This is a genomic window from Bacteroides sp. Marseille-P3684 (assembly GCF_900291465.1).
Classification (GTDB): domain Bacteria; phylum Bacteroidota; class Bacteroidia; order Bacteroidales; family Bacteroidaceae; genus Phocaeicola_A.
Genome location: NZ_LT985808.1, coordinates 3,194,831 through 3,211,122 on the forward strand (window position 1 = coordinate 3,194,831; position 16,292 = coordinate 3,211,122).

At 53.6% G+C, this 16,292-nt stretch carries 12 protein-coding genes; 5 read left to right on the forward strand and 7 right to left on the reverse strand.

Annotation, left to right across the window (positions count from 1 at the left end):
* Positions 1 to 137: 137 nt before the first annotated feature.
* The gene (locus C8275_RS12670) at positions 138 to 446 is read left to right on the forward strand and encodes a helix-turn-helix domain-containing protein (protein WP_106625422.1); all 309 of its coding nucleotides are present in this window, start codon (positions 138 to 140) and stop codon (positions 444 to 446) included.
* Between the two features lie 97 nt (positions 447 to 543).
* Here C8275_RS12670 and C8275_RS12675 read toward each other — a convergent pair whose 3' ends face one another.
* The 6 genes from C8275_RS12675 to C8275_RS14665 form a co-directional block, all read right to left on the reverse strand.
* Entirely contained in the window at positions 544 to 1,653 is a 1,110-nt protein-coding gene (locus C8275_RS12675; protein ID WP_106625423.1) for a thioredoxin family protein, read from the reverse strand.
* 97 nt (positions 1,654 to 1,750) lie between these two features.
* On the reverse strand, positions 1,751 to 3,337 hold the full coding sequence (locus tag C8275_RS12680) for a PKD-like family lipoprotein (protein WP_106625424.1): 1,587 nt from the start codon (positions 3,335 to 3,337) through the stop codon (positions 1,751 to 1,753).
* 24 nt (positions 3,338 to 3,361) lie between these two features.
* On the reverse strand, positions 3,362 to 4,183 hold the full coding sequence (locus C8275_RS12685; protein ID WP_106625425.1) for a DUF4843 domain-containing protein: 822 nt from the start codon (positions 4,181 to 4,183) through the stop codon (positions 3,362 to 3,364).
* Between the two features lie 19 nt (positions 4,184 to 4,202).
* Positions 4,203 to 5,684: a RagB/SusD family nutrient uptake outer membrane protein gene (locus C8275_RS12690; protein WP_106625426.1), complete on the reverse strand. Its 1,482-nt coding sequence runs from the start codon at positions 5,682 to 5,684 to the stop codon at positions 4,203 to 4,205.
* A 25-nt stretch (positions 5,685 to 5,709) separates the two neighbouring features.
* Positions 5,710 to 9,057 carry a SusC/RagA family TonB-linked outer membrane protein gene (locus C8275_RS12695; protein WP_106625427.1) on the reverse strand — a complete coding sequence of 1,116 codons (3,348 nt, stop codon included), beginning with the start codon at positions 9,055 to 9,057 and terminating at the stop codon, positions 5,710 to 5,712.
* Positions 9,047 to 9,190, reverse strand: coding sequence for a hypothetical protein (locus C8275_RS14665; protein WP_157948268.1), 144 nt, complete (start codon positions 9,188 to 9,190; stop codon positions 9,047 to 9,049). The genes C8275_RS12695 and C8275_RS14665 overlap by 11 nt, the downstream gene beginning before the upstream one ends.
* 128 nt (positions 9,191 to 9,318) lie before the next feature.
* Here C8275_RS14665 and C8275_RS12700 point away from each other — a divergent pair, with 128 nt between their 5' ends.
* Positions 9,319 to 9,873 carry an RNA polymerase sigma factor gene (locus C8275_RS12700; RefSeq protein WP_106625428.1) on the forward strand — a complete coding sequence of 185 codons (555 nt, stop codon included), beginning with the start codon at positions 9,319 to 9,321 and terminating at the stop codon, positions 9,871 to 9,873.
* 153 nt (positions 9,874 to 10,026) lie between these two features.
* Positions 10,027 to 10,491: a DUF2004 domain-containing protein gene (locus C8275_RS12705; protein WP_157948269.1), complete on the forward strand. Its 465-nt coding sequence runs from the start codon at positions 10,027 to 10,029 to the stop codon at positions 10,489 to 10,491.
* A 102-nt stretch (positions 10,492 to 10,593) separates the two neighbouring features.
* On the opposite strand, the gene C8275_RS12710 is transcribed toward C8275_RS12705, so the two are convergent.
* Complete coding sequence (locus tag C8275_RS12710) at positions 10,594 to 11,967, reverse strand: tryptophanase (RefSeq protein WP_106625430.1); 1,374 nt, start codon at positions 11,965 to 11,967, stop codon at positions 10,594 to 10,596.
* Between the two features lie 225 nt (positions 11,968 to 12,192).
* Here C8275_RS12710 and C8275_RS12715 point away from each other — a divergent pair, with 225 nt between their 5' ends.
* Positions 12,193 to 14,901, forward strand: coding sequence for a TonB-dependent receptor (locus tag C8275_RS12715; protein WP_106625431.1), 2,709 nt, complete (start codon positions 12,193 to 12,195; stop codon positions 14,899 to 14,901).
* Between the two features lie 56 nt (positions 14,902 to 14,957).
* On the forward strand, positions 14,958 to 16,292 hold the full coding sequence (locus C8275_RS12720; protein ID WP_106625432.1) for a hypothetical protein: 1,335 nt from the start codon (positions 14,958 to 14,960) through the stop codon (positions 16,290 to 16,292).

Below are 16,292 nucleotides of genomic sequence, written 5' to 3' on the forward strand. Positions count from 1 at the left end.
TCTATAAGTTGTATACACCTTTGTGGAGAAACTGCAAAAGATGGAACAAGTGCGCAATTTCTTACTCAATGAACATATCATCGATAACGAGAGTTTTATTGACTACATGAGTGAACTGTAATAAAAAGGAGGTCATTATGAACGCTGTACTAGAGAAACTGGAAGCTTATTCCTCGACAACGCCATCGAACTGGAGGAAAGAAGCAGAACAACGGCAGGCTGATAAAGAATGGGTAAGATATTCCCAAATGATAGCCATAAAGATGCTGAACCGTATGGAGGAACTTGGGTTGACCCAAACTAAACTTGCTGAACGCATGGGATGCAGTCAGCAATATGTCTCCAAAGTGCTTCGTGGCAAAGAAAACCTCTCGCTGGAGACACTGTGCAAAATCGAAAATGCCTTAAATCTGCAAATCGTACGGGAACCCGAACCTGCAGTATAGGGAAAGCAAATAAACGAAAAGAGCCGTCATCAAGACTCATCATCTTGACACGGCCCTTCGCTGTGTTATTAAACCCAAACAAAAAAAAAATCGGTTGTTACTTTGAGTCGCGGCCTTCCAGCTCCGTCAGCTGATAGACGGCAAAGAGCATGTCATTGGTGCTCATTCCGCCAATACGGTCGCGGAGGAACCTGGCAGCACGCTGACGGATGGCAGGGTCATCGGTCTTGACCAGCTTGGCAAGGTTGGATGTCAGCAGACTCTGCAACGTCTCGTCCAGCGAAGCATATTCCTTCTCGCACAAGTCCAGGTAGGCATTCAGGTCTCCCTGGGCATGACATTCGATGAAACGGAAGCAGGCGTCGTATTTTTTATCCGTGTTCAGTCCGAGCCGGTTCACATCACCCTTTGTCAACTCATAGGCTGCTGCATCATAAGGAATACTTCCCGAGAAAGAACCGTACACCTGTGATTGATACAAGCGGGAGATAATGCCCTCTATCTCCTGACGCATGTCAGCATCAAATTCATTCCGGTGCTCCACCATGAAACGGGCAGCCTCATCCGTCGGCGACTCGACGAATTGCTGGTACACGAACAGATTCTTCGGCGACAAGCGGTCGGCATCACCCAATCCCTTGTAGTAGTCGCGCACCATATCGGCAGCTTCCTTGGCTTTAGCCTCCCTTTCCGAACGTTGTCTCGACTCGTTTGCCTCCGCCATCTTCAGCGACGCATAGGCAGCAATGAGTTCCGGTGTACGTTCGCCACCATCATAACGTGCCTTCAGCTTCTCCGGACTCTTGTTCGGATCTATCCGACGGTCGATGTCATTGATGAAAGCCTGCCCTTCTTCATAACCGGTCTTGGTCAGAAGGACCTTCTTGTCCGTATTCAGGACAATGAACGTCGGCAGGTACTGCACTTTATAAAGGTCTGCCAGTTCCTTCCCCTCCTTTTCAGAGTTGAGCTTGATGCAGACGAACTTCTCGTTCATGTAGTCGCCCACCGCCTTCTGCGGGAACACATCGCGTGTCATCATCTTGCAGGGACCGCACCAGTCGGTGTAGAAGTCAATGAACACCATCTTGTTTTCAGCCTTGGCGGCTGCCAATGCTTCATCGAACGTGATGGAGCGGAAATTAGTCTGAGCCAAGCCCGGCAGCGCCAGGAGGGCTGCCAGGGCTGTGAGAATTTGTTTTTTCATACAGGTTATTTTAGGTTTTCAACTTTTGCAGGTTACAGTTGGCAAGGAGACAAACGGACGGGTCCACTCCTTGCCAACTGACAGTAGGTTTGGCAGATTAGTCCGAGAAGGGGAACGTGTTCGTATTGCCCAGCATCTCTTCAAATCCCAGGTTACTTCCGGTGATATCCTTTTGCGGAGAGAGATAGCGTACCGACTTCACCTTGCCCGTACCTTCCAGGGTCAGTCCCGGAGCAGCAATGGGCTGTCCGCCGTTCATCTGCTCTTCTTCGTAGAAATACAGCTTGTAATTGTATCCCTCCTGCGTGCCGACAATGAATGTGTCGAAATTGTACGTCGCGCTTATCATCCCCAGGAAACCGAGATACTGGTTGGTCACGAAGGTCACGGTTTCCGACGTCGGAATGCCGGTCAACGGGATTTCCAGTTCCGTACCCTGCGTCAGACTGTAGGCATACAACTTGTTCCCGTCCACACAGTAGATGTAGGAAGCCGTACGTCCGTTAGCCGCCACGATGTCGCTCTTTGCCAGATGGAGAGAGGAGTCGAGGGTGACAATCCGTTCGATGGCATTTCCCAACGAATTGCTCTGTATCAGGTAGCGTTCGCCCTTGGACGGCGACTCGCACAGGAACCATCCGAGATTGGTTCCCCCGGTAGAATTTACACCGGAAGCCAGGCATTCCAAGTCCGTCGGATAATCGCTCTGGATATCCTCCCCGGATGTATCGGTTGCAACGGTGGAAGAGGACACATTGAAGTCGGCAATCATCAACCGATGTTCAGTATTGCTCCAATACATGATTCCGTTTGTCCATCCGATAATCTGGACGAACTTGCTGCCACCAGCACAAGAGGGATATCCCAGTTTTCCGGTACTCTCAGCCTCACCGGAGAAGGTTGCCCCATAGGAACGTATGCCGGTGTTGGAGATGTAGCACTGGTAGAAGTAAGCCATGAAATAACCATAGGGAATCTCATTGTCATCCATCGGACCGCTGAAGAACAGGTTGTCGCGGTTGAACACCTCAGTCAGGTCCTCCGAACGGAATCCCTTGTAATCTCGGCTCTCCGTCGTGACATGAACGAAGTTGTCCACAGCCAGTTCGTTGCTTCCCGGGTCGACATACTCTCCATTATAGAGGATGGACAGGTTACAGGGCTTTCCCTTCATGGGGGCACCCGTGCCGACTTCTATGACATCCGTCAGCAGTTCTTCGTTGTAGCAGTCAAGGTCCGTATTGCCGTCCGGCGTCTCCTTCAGAATGTAAAAACCTTGCGAATAGCTGGTGGAGGTGTGCAACAGGACGGAAGCATACTGCGCAAAATCATTGCTCTGCGCACGCACTTCGAGCACGACCCGATAGTCTCCCGAAGGAAGCTCCACGACATAATCAGGTTCCTTGTCCGTCGATATCAGATAATCCCGGTAATCGATATTAACAGCAGTAGCATCAAACAGATACCAGGTATACGTCAGGTCATCTGCTGCGTAAGCTGTCTGGACCGTCGGTTTGATGACATCCTTCAGGTTGATGCCGACGTATGAACGGACGCTGTACTCCTCTTCCAGGTTTTCAATCACAATGTCGCTGACGTCGAGCGTAGCCAGGGTCGAGTCATCTTCCGTACAGGCGGAAAACGAGAGGAGCATGAACAGTAAGGGGTAGAATATCTTTTTCATGATTCAATGCGTTTTTAGTGATGATTAGTACCAGGGTTCAGGGTCGAAAGATACCGGTTCGCCGTCGGGTTCTCTGTAGATGTCGAGTCCGGCGTCCAGACGTTTTTGATTTTCTTCCTCCAACTTCTCGATGAACCACTGGCTGAGGTAGGTGACGTAGTTCGAATCGCCGGCAAACAGTTCGTCCAGATAATCCTCATCCCAGCTGTTTCCGGTCCATTCGATCATCAACTGGTGTTTCAGCTCGGTATAAGTACCAAAGTTGTTGTCGCCATAATGAGTATCCCAGTTAGCCGGTTTGGCCATGTGACTGCTGATGACCAGCGTGTGGGTGGAGAAGGCTTCGTAACCCGGCTTGAAGTAGCCGTTGTCCTTGAAGGTGAACTGCAAGTTGACATTGCCGTCATCCAATGAAGCATCACGCAGCACCACGATGGGGATGAGCGCCTTGTTCTGATTGGCGGGGATAAAGGATTTCGACAGCAATTGCGGGTCGTCGAAGGGAACAAAATGTACGCCCGGAACGGCATCGGCTTCACCGGTGGATATCTGCTCCAGCTCTACCGGACGGTCGTAGTCAAACAGACGTCCCATGGTCCCCACTTCAAACCATACCGTGTCGGTGGTCAGCTCTTCACCGACGGTGGCACTGCGCAAGGCAAATGAGTAGGCAGTCTCCAGCATATTCTCTTCGATGTCTTCGGCAAGGGTCACCTCTCCGTTGTAATTATAATAGATGAAGTTGAGCCGTGGCTCCTCCAGGACAATCGGGGTGAGGTCCTTCTCACAGGAAGCCGTTGCCAGCAGACAGGCAAGGGCGGACAGTGTATGAATGAGTCTTTTCATAAGTCTTCAAAACAAGGGTTTAACGGTTGGGATTATATTCGGTTGTAGGCAACGGAAGGATGTATTCGCTCTCCCCTACCGGTTCGTCGCGCCACAGCATCGAGGTGCTGTTCAGACGCTTGTAGGTGTAGAACATCTGTCCTTCGGCATAGAACTCGCGCCGGTATTCGTCGACGATGAAGTCCTTCAGGTCATCGGCAGAAGTAAACGACGGCATGTTGGGCACGTTGTGTGCCAGCATGTACGTATTGTACAGACTGTTCGCCTCGTTCAGGTCTGTGGTGCTCTCCATCGCAATGAGGTAGACCTCCGACATGCGGAGCATCGGGATAATCTGGTAGTAAAGCATGGCGTTGGACACATTCGTATTCCAATAATACTTCATGCAGACGGACATCATCTGTCCGCTACTGTTCGGCACATTGTTACGCCAGCAGTTACCGGCACGGTTGTTGGAGTTGGGATTGACGGTGCTGAAAAGCTCGGTATGCATGGCCGAAGTAAGCCCCAGGTTGTTTCGTTCATCGAAACTGGTACTGCTGCCACCCACCAGGAAGTCCTGCGAATAGTCCATCACATCATACTTGCTCAGATAGAACAGGCATTCATTGGGACACAGCTTGTAACCGGATGCAAAGTCCTGCGTGCCGCTCATGGTCATCACGGGATTGCCGTCCAGCGTGGCATCGATGACTTCCCGGGCTGCACGGTAGGCATTGGCATCATCACCGAGGTAGCGGTACATGCGTGCCTCCAACGCTTTCACTGCCCAATAGTTCATGCGCGACTGACGGTAAAGCATGAAGTCGTCCACCGAACTGCTGGAACCACTGTTCAACGCCGTAAAGGAGTATTGGAACACGGGGTCATTGTCCTTCAGCAGGGATTCTGCCTTCTCAATGTCCTGTTTCAACTTGCCGACAAACTCGTCGAAGGTGTAGTATGCCGGCATCTCGTCGATGTTGGTTGTCTCTGAATAAGGGAGTGACACCTGCTCCGTTCCTCCCGGCACCTGACCGAAGAGGCGCAGCACATCCAGGTGACAGTAAGCGCGTATGCCGTACGCCTCACCCTGAATCGTGGCACGGACAGCGGGGTCCAAAATGACGTCGCCCTGCTCGTCCACATGCTTGATGATGACGTTTGCCTGTACGATGGTGTTGAAGAGCTGGGCATAGATGGCTTTGATGGCAGCCTGTGAATAGGTCACATTCTCATAGTCGTGCTTCATCAGGTAGTAGTCTTCATACCGGTACGTGTTGTCCGTCATGTTCCACAGATTCGCCAACGACTCGATGTTGGTCATGCTCAACCGCTCGCCATAGATGTCCTGGCTCCCCATGAGCATGTAGAGACCGGTCACGGCACTGCAAAAACCGTTGTACGTGGAGAATTGGTCGTCTTCCTTCTGTTCGGTCTCGGGACGTACATCCAGCCAGTCGTTGCACGAAGAAGCACCGAACGCTGTCAGGAGGAGGACTAGTATGTATATCTTTCTCATAGTGTTCTGCTGTTTTTAAGTGAGTTTAGAATAAGAATTTGATGCTTCCCTGAATGTTGCGTGCATAGGGATAGCTCGTTCCACGTTCCATCTTGATGGAGCCCCAGTGGAAGAGGTCGGACATGTTCACGCCGAAGGTGATGCTCTGCACACCGGCATAGCGGCGTATCCAGTCACTGTCCCAGCGGTATTGCAGGCTGACGGACGAGAGTTCCAGCACATTGTCATCCATCACGAAGCGGGAGGTAGCCTGCGTCCCATCGTTGCTGAAGCCTTTGAAGAAAGTCACGTCGCCCGGTTGCATCCAACGGTCGGTGTATACACGCTTGTCAACATTGGAAGACTCCAACGTACTGGTGGTCACCTCCACACGGTCTACCAGGGTGCTGTTGTATGCCTTGCCTCCCCAATAGTAGTTGAACGAGACGTTCAGCGTCAGTCCTTTCCACATCAGCATCGTGCCGAAGTTACCACGGTAGGGTTGGTAACCCGGTCCCAGGTAGACCTTGTCTCCCGCCTTCCAGGTCGTCGTCAGGTTTCCATCGCGGTCGAGGAAGATTTCACGTCCCGTACTGGGGTCGACACCCATGGAGCGCACGGCATAAATACCGTTCTGCGGACGTCCCTCATAGAACAGGTTTGCCACCTCATAGTCCTCATCTGCCAACATCGCCTCGTTCTGCTCCTTGATGGCTTCCGAGAGCTTGGACACCCAGTTCTTGTCATACACCAGCTGTCCGCTGACCATCCAGTTCAGTTCGTGTGCCTGGTCCCGGATGATGTAGGCACTCAGCGAAGCCTCAAAACCTCTGTTCTTCACTTCACCCACATTCGCCATGTACGAAGGGAAGCCCATGGAGAGAGGGATATCCATCTGCGAAAGGAGGTTCGAAGTGGTCTTCGTGTAAAAGTCAAATTCACCCTTGATGCGTCCCTGCCACAGGCCGAACTCCAGACCGACGTTGAACTCGTCGGTGGTCTGCCACGTCAGTCGCGGGTTACCCCACTCGCTCAATGTGGCACCGGTCCAGTTCATATACTTGTTACCCGTCTGATAGGCAAAGATGGTGGTCGCTCCCGAACCGGAACCCTGTTGCGAACCGGTCTGTCCGTAGGAAGCCTTCAGACGCAGGATGTTCAGCGTCGGGTTACCGGCAAGGAACTTCTCGTTGTGCAGGTTCCATCCGATACCGGCACTCCAGAAGGGAGCATACTTCTTGTCCGTTCCGAAGGTGGAGCTACCATCAATACGGTACGACATGTCCACATAGTAGCGTCCGTCGTAGGTATAGTTGACGTTGCCCGTGAAGCCCATCATGCGTTGCAGGGTCTTGCTGCCGGTCGGGAGCTCGTTCAGGGCATACTGACGGGCATTGCCCAGGAAGCTCATGTTTTCATCGGAGAATCCCTCGACATTGAATGTATAGGAATAGCCGTCCTGCTGGTTCATGGAGTAGTCCAGACCGACATAGAGCTGGTGCTTGTCCAGGAAGGTCTTCGAGTAGGAAAGCGTCAGGTTGCCGCTGTAGCTGTAGTCCTTCCCGGTGCCGTAGGCATACGAACCACGGCGGAAGAAGCCCTCGTCGGTAGAGTATTCCGGTGAAGTATTCGTGTCGGATGTAAAGTAGGAGTCACGCGGGGAGAGGAACACGTCGCTGTGGTTCGTGGTGCTCGTGATGCCGAACTGTCCGCGCAGAGTCAGCTCCGGCAGAATGTTCCACTCGACGGCAAAGTTGTTGGTCAGCTCCTCGTAACCGCTCTTGTCAAACGAGCCCAACGAAGCATCATAGAGCGGGTTGAAATCTCCACGTCCCCAGCTGGAACCGCGGAATGCCTCGAAGAACTCCACGTAGTCGCCGTTCTCATCGAAGGGGGTGTTGTAGGGTTGCTGTGCCACGTAATCGCTGAACGAACCGTAGTTGCTCTCGGTGCTCCGGCTCATGCCGTAGGAAGTATAGTTCTTGAAGGTGAAGTTCTTCACGGTGTACATCAAGGTGACAGACCCGTTGAACGTGCGACGCGAGGAGTTCTTCATGGCACCCTCCACATCCTTGTAGTTGGCTGTGGCACTCCAACGGAACTCTTCGCTACCACCTTCCAGACGAACGTTGTAGTGCGAACCCACTCCGGTACGGACCGGTTTGCTCAGCCAGTCGGTGTCAACGCCTTGCTGCACCTTGCGCAAGCGGCGGTTATAAATATTCTGGAAAGTAACCGTATTGTCAGGGATAGACGACGTGTAGAGGTCCAGGGAGTTCTCCAGCTCCAGTTTCTCCCGTGCATTCAGCATGTCGTAGGAAGTGAGGTCGGGCACTTCGAAGTCCAGACCGACCTCGGCATTCACGCGGAGCTTGCCCGGCTCGGGTTGTTTGGTCACGACGACGATGACACCGTTCGAACCGCGCGAACCGTAGATGGCAGTGGCAGCAGCATCCTTCAGGATATTGATGGACTCGATTTCCTCGTCGTTGTAGTCCATGAGCTTCTCCAGCGAGATTTCAAAGCCATCCATGATGATGAGCGGCGTGTTCACGGCGTTGGAGGCACTTTCGTTGAACTCCTGGACACTCATCGGCAGCGACGAATTACCACGGATGTTGATTTGCGGGAGGGTATTCGGGTTACTACCCGCTATGTTGTTCACAGCAAAGTTCAGAGAAGCGTCAATGTTTTTCAATGTCTGAAGCAAGTTCTGCCCTTTGAACATGTCCAGTTCCTCGGACGTGACGGTCGAGACGGCACCCGTATAGCTCTCCTTCGCCTTCTTGAAGATACCGGTCACCACGACGTCCTGCAACTTCTGGGCATCGCTCTCCAGGACCACGTGCATGTCGGCATTGGCTGCCAGCACCTGCGTCTTCATGCCGATGTAGGAGATTTGCACCTTATAGTTTGCTCCGAACGTGAAGCCCGTGATTTCAAACCGTCCGTCAATGTCGGTTGCCGTACCGAAGGTCGTCTCCTTGTTGTCCGCTCCCAGCAAGCGTACGGAAGCACCGATGATGGGCAGTCCGTCGTCCTTGGAGATAACCGTACCGTAGATGCGGTGGGTCTGTTGTGCCTTGCGGTTGGTCTCCGCCTTGCGGATAATCACCGTGTTGTCCACAATCTCGTACGTCAGACCCGTGCCTTTCAGCACTTCGTTGAGCACTTCTTCGAGCCGCTTGTCCTTCAGGGTACAGGTCACAGGCTTCACCCCTTGCAGAATCTGCTTCTGATAGACAAACTCGTGGTTTGTTTTCTCCCTCAAGTCAGAAAACACTTGTTCAATGGGTGTATTCTTATACACCGTGTCGATGTCTTGCGCCGAAACCGGGATACCCAAGACACCCAGCAGAATTAAGCTGAAAAGCTTTCGTTTGCTACTGTTCATAGTCAGTCATTTGGTTTATGAATTCATTACATAGTCTTTTCTCTCCATGCACCCGGTGCGGGTGCTCCGTCAGCTTCTCCGCATTCCAAACGGAAGCATCGAAGCCTGCCGGCTGTGTTTGTTCATGGTCCATCTGGTCTTTACTTTTACTCCTAAAACGCAAAGGGTGTAAAAAAGGACAGCTGAAAAGTGCATTTTTTTCAAAGAATCTTCAAAATTCGTTGCTGTTTCCCTATTTTTGTGCACGAAATGTGCTGACCGATGACAGAGGACGAGATTTTCATAGATTTCCAACAAGGCAAGATTGACTCACTATATCATACCCTGTACGGGAGACTGATGTCGTATGCCTCCCGCTGCTTGGGGGAGGACGCCTCGTTCATGTCGGAAGACTGTGTGCAGGACGCCATCTACAAGACTTACCGGATGCGCAGCACCTTTCAGAATGCTGCAGCCTTCAAGTCCTATCTCTACACCTGCATCCACAACCACGCCGTCTCCATCCTCCGCAAACAGATGGCGCAAGAGAACTATCTCGCAAGCCGGGAAGAGGAGGACCTGCAACACTCGTTGCTGGAACAGGAGGTGCTCGACCTGCTGTTCGACGCCATCCGTTCGCTTCCGGAGAAGTACCGTCGGCTGTTTGACATGAGCTTTGAACAGGGATTGAAAAATGCTGAAATAGCCGCCTTACTCCACGTGTCGGAGAGTGCGGTCAAGAAGCAGAAGGCAAGTATGATCCAGCAACTGCGCGATGACCTCCTGCGCAAGACGGGCAAAGACTACATGTCGCTTTTCCTGCTCTGCCTGATGTAATCCGGACCGCAAAGACATCGCCCCGACGGATTCTTCCGCCGTTCCACAAATATTCTTCAACCCAAATTTCGTTTCTTCTCAGGGAATCGCTATATTTGTTACATAAACAACTAATTTATCGTAAGCATGAAAACACAGGTAACACATTTAGGAATGATTGATTCAGAAAACCGCCAACAAAGTTATGGGGCGCGCATCCAGTTGGATGGAAAGGAAGTGTATGTTGACTTGAATTTCTACACGCTTCGTCCGGACGCTTCCGGATGGGCGGAAGTCTATGAGGATTATATCACGCATCTGGCAGAGCACCGACGGACGGTAGAGACTGCCCTGCGCCGTGATTTTGAGAAAGGGGGCATTGTGCGCAAGTACATCGACTGCCACCTGAAGGAACTCCCCTCTTCCATCCTCGAGAAGATGCTGGCTCCGACGCCTCCTTCCCTCTCACCCGAAGAACGGTTGCTGTCCCTCCTCTCCCTGAAACGCATCGGACTTTATCCTGGAGATGATGCCTACGCCGTGTGGGACTACACACCGGGATGGCAATATACAGACCAGCTGATTGTCGGCAACACGGACGAAGCAGGCAAGCTGGAGTATGTGTCGTGGGAGAGCTGAGCGAACTACGTAAGACAACAAGATAACGCGGACCTGTCCCTGCTGTCGGCAGAGGCAAGTCCGCGTTCTTTTTCTCTCTTATATCTTACATCCGGATACGGCTCAGATGCGCTCCAGTTGCACGGTGAAGTGGCGCATCAGCGGAGCTTCCCAGGTGATGCGTACGCCGTGCTGGATTTCCTCGCGACGGTCATAGACATTCTTCAGTGCCACGGCAATCACGTCCATGTGGTTGTTCGTATAGACACGGCGCGGGATGGCAAGGCGCAACAGGTCCAGACCGCCGAAACGGTTCTCACGGGTCACCGGGTCACGGTCGGCAAGGATGTAACCGATCTCGCAACCACGGATACCTGCCTCCAAGTAAAGCTCAATCGTCAACGTCTGAGCAGGGAATTCCTCTTTAGGTACGCGCGTAAGAATCTTCGTTGCATCGACGAAGATGGCGTGTCCGCCGGCAGGACGCTGGTAGGGAATGCCGAACTCGTCGAGACGGGCAGCGAGGTATTGCACCTGCTTGATGCGCGTCTCCAGATTGTCAAACTCCGTGTTCTCGTCCAGACCGATGGCCAATGCGTTCATATCCCGGCCATTCATGCCGCCATACGTCAGGTAGCCTTCAAACTGGATGCAGTAGCCTTTGGCACCGTCGTACCAGTCCTGACGGTGGGTAGCGATGAATCCGCCCATGTTGACGATACCGTCCTTCTTCGCACTCATGGTCATGCCGTCAGCCAGAGAGAACATCTCTCGGGTGATTTCCTTGATGGTCTTCCCGGCATAACCTTCCTCACGGGTCTTGATAAAATATGCGTTCTCGGCAAAACGCGCCGAATCGAACACGACCGGCTTGCCATACTTGTCTGCCAACGCACGCACCTCGCGCAGGTTCTGCATCGACACGGGCTGTCCGCCGGCTGTGTTGTTGGTGATGGTCACAATGATGAACGGGATGCGGTCGCCATGTTCACGCAACGCCTGCTCCAGTTTGCGCGGGTCGACATTCCCCTTGAACGGATGTTCCAGCTGGGTATCCTTTGCCTCGTCGATGGTACAGTCGAGCGCAGTAGCCTTGCGTCCCTCGATGTGTCCCTTTGTCGTGTCGAAGTGCGAGTTGCCCGGGACGATGTCCCCCTCATGCACCAGGTAAGAAAACAGCACATTTTCCGCCGCACGCCCCTGATGGGTCGGGATGACATATTCAAATCCCGTCAGGCGGGTGATGGTCTCTTTCAGTTTGAAGAAAGAAGATGCGCCGGCATAGCTCTCGTCGCCCAGCATCATTCCCGCCCACTGACGGTCGCTCATGGCACCCGTCCCCGAGTCGGTGATGAGGTCTATGTAGACCTGTTCGGCTTTCAACTGGAATACGTTGTAATGCGCTTCCTTGATCCACTGTTCGCGCTCTTCGCGGGTGCTTTTACGGATGGGTTCCACCATCTTGATTTTCCATGATTCAGCAAAAGGTAATTCCATAAGTCTGCTTTTTAAGGTTTATGTCACGAAGTTAGGCGGTATTTGCCGCATGACAAAGCAATCTGCTTTCTTTTTGTTCAAGAGCTGTTGTAAAACAGAAAAAGAAGGACATTCTGTCACGCGAATGTAGCCGTTTCGCCAACGGAACGTAGAACGGGTGTAGCGTCCCTGTCACAAGATAGCCTCATCTTTGCAGCGGAAATCTTAGTGTATAACAGAGACAACATGCGAATCAGAACATTTGCAAGAAGTGTATGTATCTTAGGGATGGGCATCGTGGCTACTGCGCTCCATGCCGAGAACATCAAAGGACAAATTTCAGACAAAACAACCGGTGAACCACTCGTCGGAGCACTCGTGAAAGTGGTAGGCTCTACCCAGGGCGGAGTGACCGATATCGACGGACACTATCAGCTCCGACAACTGCCTGCCGGAACGTATACGCTGGAAGTGACGTATGTGGGATACCGCCCCCTGCAGGTACCCGACGTGCGCCTCGACGGCAAGGACCTTTCGCTGGACATACAGCTCGACCCCGACACACAAGAGTTGGGGGAGGTCATGGTGACAGCACGGAAGAACCTCGAAGGAGAGAAGGCACTGATGATGGAACGTCAGCAGGCCTCCTTCGCCATCGAGAACATGGGCGCCAAGGAGATGAGCCTCAAGGGTGTAGGCAATGTGCAGGAAGGTCTGACCAAAATCACCGGCATATCGGTGGCAGATGCCGGACAGCTGATTGTCCGCGGACTGGGCGACCGCTACAGCACCACCACCCTCAACGGACTTCCCATCGCCTCGCCCAACCCGGACAACAAGCTTATTCCACTCGACATCTTCCCGACTGCCACGGTGCAGAACATCACCGTCAGCAAGGTGTATGAAGTCGGCTCGTTCGCCGACTACTCGGGAGCGCATATAGATATAGGTACGAAGGAGAGTGTGGGACGCGACTTCCTCACGGCAGACTTCAACGTCGGCGGAGCCTTCAACACCCTGGGCAGCGACTTCTACCGGAGTGACCGGCGGGGGACGATGTTCACCACCGACAAGCTTGACGACCGCTACTGGGACATGAGCCGGACGGAATTCAACACGGACGTGCTGCGCACAGACCCCTTCGATACTTCCTTTGCCATCGACCGTCAGACAGCACTGCCCGACTTCGGCGGCTCACTCTCCGGCTCCAAGGAATGGGACTTTGCTGGCGGGGATGCTCTCAGCCTCATGGCATCACTCGGCATCAGCCACTCGTCGCAAATACTCGACGGAGCCAACGTGAAGACCATGAACAAACAGGGCGACATCAAGAACAACTTCGACTACGACAGCTTCACCTCCAGGCTCAATCTCGCAGGACTGCTCAGCCTGGGCTACTCCTTCCGCGAATCGGACAACCTGTCTTACACCTTCCTCTATGCACGGAATGCCGAAGACGAATACCGGAACCGCAGCGGCTTCGACTCTGAAGGCAACGACCTGCTGGGCAGCAACAGTGTCTTCCACGCCTACAGCCTGCTCAACAACCAGCTTGCCGGACATCATGACTTTGCCGGACGATGGACACTCGACTGGGCTGCCTCCTACGGCATGACACGCAGCGACGAACCGGACCGCCGCCAGGTGATGTTCCGCCGTGACCCCGAAACGAATGAACCGACACGCCTCTTCCTGCTCAATCAACAGGAGACCATGCGTTACTTCGGCGAACTGGAAGAAGACGAGCTGGTGGGCGACGTACGAAGCAGCTACCGGTGGAACGACAACGACCTCGTGCGCTTCGGAGCTGCCTGCAAGAACAAGAAACGTGACTTCCGCAGTGCAAACTTCTACTACAACCTCGACAACCTCGATGCCGACATCACCACCATCTACGATACCGACGGCTACCTGAACTATGCCAACGTACAGAACGGCTCCATCGTGGTCGACCGCAACATGCAGGCACGCAACTCCTATCAGGCGGCACACGACATCCTTGCCGGATTTGCCGAAATCGAGTTGCACCCGTGGGCGAACTGGATGGTCAACGTCGGTGTGCGCGTAGAGAACTCGCGCCAGAGTGTGGACTACTACACCGACGGAGGAACGCCGCGCACCGCGGAACTGAACAAAACGGACTTCTTCCCGGCTCTCAACGTCAAGTATGACCTCACCCCGGAACAAAGCTTCCGCTTCTCCGCCTCACGCACCGTGACACGTCCCGCCTTCGTCGAGATGGCACCCTTCCTCTACCGCCCCAGCTATGGGAGCACCTCCCTGCGCGGTAACGAGGAAATACAGAACGGATACAACTACAACGTGGACCTCCGTTACGACTTCTTCCCGAAGAGCTCCAACGACATGTTCTCCGCCACGCTCTATTTCAAATACCTTCAGGACCCCATCGAACGCATCCAGCAGGCTGAAGGCGGCGATGCCGTCCACTCCTTCCGCAATGCAGACAACGGCATAGCTGCGGGTATCGAACTGGAGTTCCGCAAAGAGCTGTTCAAGGACTTCCGGGTGGGACTCAACGGCTCCTACATGTACACCAACGTAAAGCTGCCGGGTAATGACGGCATCTACACCGAGAACCAGCGTTCGTTACAGGGAGCGTCGCCCTATCTGCTCAATGCCGACGTCAGCTACACTCCGCGCTGGAGTGAAGAGAAACAGCTCAGCCTGGCACTGGTCTACAACATGCAGGGCCCGCGCATCCACACCGTCGGTATCTTCGGACTGGGCGACGTGGAACAGGATGCACTCCACACGCTCAACTTCGTAGGCAGCTTCCGCATGAACAACCACTTCACCCTGAAATGGAAAGTCAACGACCTGCTGGGCAGTACCGCCCGCTTCCGTCAGGATGTCCCCGACACGGGCGAGAAAGTCACCGTAGAGTCCTACAAACCGGGCACCCATGCCGAAATAGGCATCAGCTACACATTATAGGAGTCCGCATGGAAATGAACTTAAAAACTTACCAACTTATAAACTAACCAACTACAATGCTTATGAAACTGAATGTTTTTGGAATGAAAGTAAACGTATGGGCCATGGCAGCCTTGATGAGTATGGGCCTCTGCGCCACTGCATGCAGCGACAGCGATGACGACAGCCAGAACCCCGGCGGAGGCGACACAACCACCGTGGAGATGGAGAACGGCGCGACACTGACGGGCGGTGTCAAGAACGGACAGACCGTCATCCTCAAAGAAGGCTACTCCTTCAAGCTCTCCGGTGAATACCTGGTAGAGGCCGGCGGTCTGCTCAAAATCGAACCGGGCGTGACCATCAAGGCTCAGAACGACGACGATACTCCCGACTATATCATGGTCGCCATGGATGGCAAAATCGATGCACAGGGCACTGCCGACAGCCCCATCGTGATGACCGTAGAGAACTATCCTGCCGAAGGTGCTTCGCTGGGAGGCAACGGCTGGTGTGGGGTACACATCTGTGGAAAGGCACATACCAACAAGGGTACCGGCACGAAATCTGAAATCGGCGGCTACCCCTACGGCTCGGGAAGCAGCACGGCAAACGACAACGACAATTCGGGTACGATGCGCTACGTCCGTCTGGAGTGTGCCGGCTATGCATTCTCTGAAGAAACGGAAGCCAACGGACTGACACTCTACGGTGTGGGCAACGGCACGACCATCGACCACATTCAGGTATACCGTGGCGCGGACGACGGTGTGGAGTTCTTCGGAGGCTCCGTCAATGTGAAATACCTCATCGTGACCGACTGTGAGGACGACTCGTTCGACTGGACGGAAGGCTGGAACGGAAAGGCGCAGTTCCTCGTTGCCGACCAACGTGGTACAACAGCTGCCAAGGACAACGGCGACTGCCTGATCGAGGCGGACAACAACGGAGACGACAACGCTGCCACTCCTATCGCCCACCCCATCCTTGCCAACCTGACGCTGATTGGCAACAACAGCACGGAAGGCACCCGCGGCATCCGTCTGCGTGAGGGTACTCAGGCTGAAATCTACAATGCCATCGTGACCGGCAAGCCGAACTGTCTGACTGTGGAGACCGAGGGTACCGAAAGTTCATTGGCAGACGGCACTTCGAAATTACAGTACATCGTGCTGGGACAGAACTTCTCATCGGCTGAAGGCATCTACACGCAGGACATGTTCCTTGCCGAGGGCAACCACAACAGCGTATCTGCCACCAACATTCCCTCGTTTGCATCCAATGACTTCGTCGGAGCCATCGACGGTGGAGCCACCTTGTCCGACTCCTTCTTCACCACAGCTGCTTACTGCGGTGCCGTGAGTGCCGACAACAGCGCATGGGACCTGAACAAGGCTTGGATGCGCAAGTAA

Bases quoted from the DNA above. Each gene is read 5' to 3' on its own strand.
- C8275_RS12670 (WP_106625422.1), top strand. From the start codon at position 138: ATGAACGCTGTACTAGAGAAACTGGAAGCTTATTCCTCGACAACGCCA.
- C8275_RS12675 (WP_106625423.1), bottom strand. From the start codon at position 1,653: ATGAAAAAACAAATTCTCACAGCCCTGGCAGCCCTCCTGGCGCTGCCG.
- C8275_RS12680 (WP_106625424.1), bottom strand. From the start codon at position 3,337: ATGAAAAAGATATTCTACCCCTTACTGTTCATGCTCCTCTCGTTTTCC.
- C8275_RS12685 (WP_106625425.1), bottom strand. From the start codon at position 4,183: ATGAAAAGACTCATTCATACACTGTCCGCCCTTGCCTGTCTGCTGGCA.
- C8275_RS12690 (WP_106625426.1), bottom strand. From the start codon at position 5,684: ATGAGAAAGATATACATACTAGTCCTCCTCCTGACAGCGTTCGGTGCT.
- C8275_RS12695 (WP_106625427.1), bottom strand. From the start codon at position 9,057: ATGAACAGTAGCAAACGAAAGCTTTTCAGCTTAATTCTGCTGGGTGTC.
- C8275_RS14665 (WP_157948268.1), bottom strand. From the start codon at position 9,190: ATGGACCATGAACAAACACAGCCGGCAGGCTTCGATGCTTCCGTTTGG.
- C8275_RS12700 (WP_106625428.1), top strand. From the start codon at position 9,319: ATGACAGAGGACGAGATTTTCATAGATTTCCAACAAGGCAAGATTGAC.
- C8275_RS12705 (WP_157948269.1), top strand. From the start codon at position 10,027: ATGATTGATTCAGAAAACCGCCAACAAAGTTATGGGGCGCGCATCCAG.
- C8275_RS12710 (WP_106625430.1), bottom strand. From the start codon at position 11,967: ATGGAATTACCTTTTGCTGAATCATGGAAAATCAAGATGGTGGAACCC.
- C8275_RS12715 (WP_106625431.1), top strand. From the start codon at position 12,193: ATGCGAATCAGAACATTTGCAAGAAGTGTATGTATCTTAGGGATGGGC.
- C8275_RS12720 (WP_106625432.1), top strand. From the start codon at position 14,958: ATGCTTATGAAACTGAATGTTTTTGGAATGAAAGTAAACGTATGGGCC.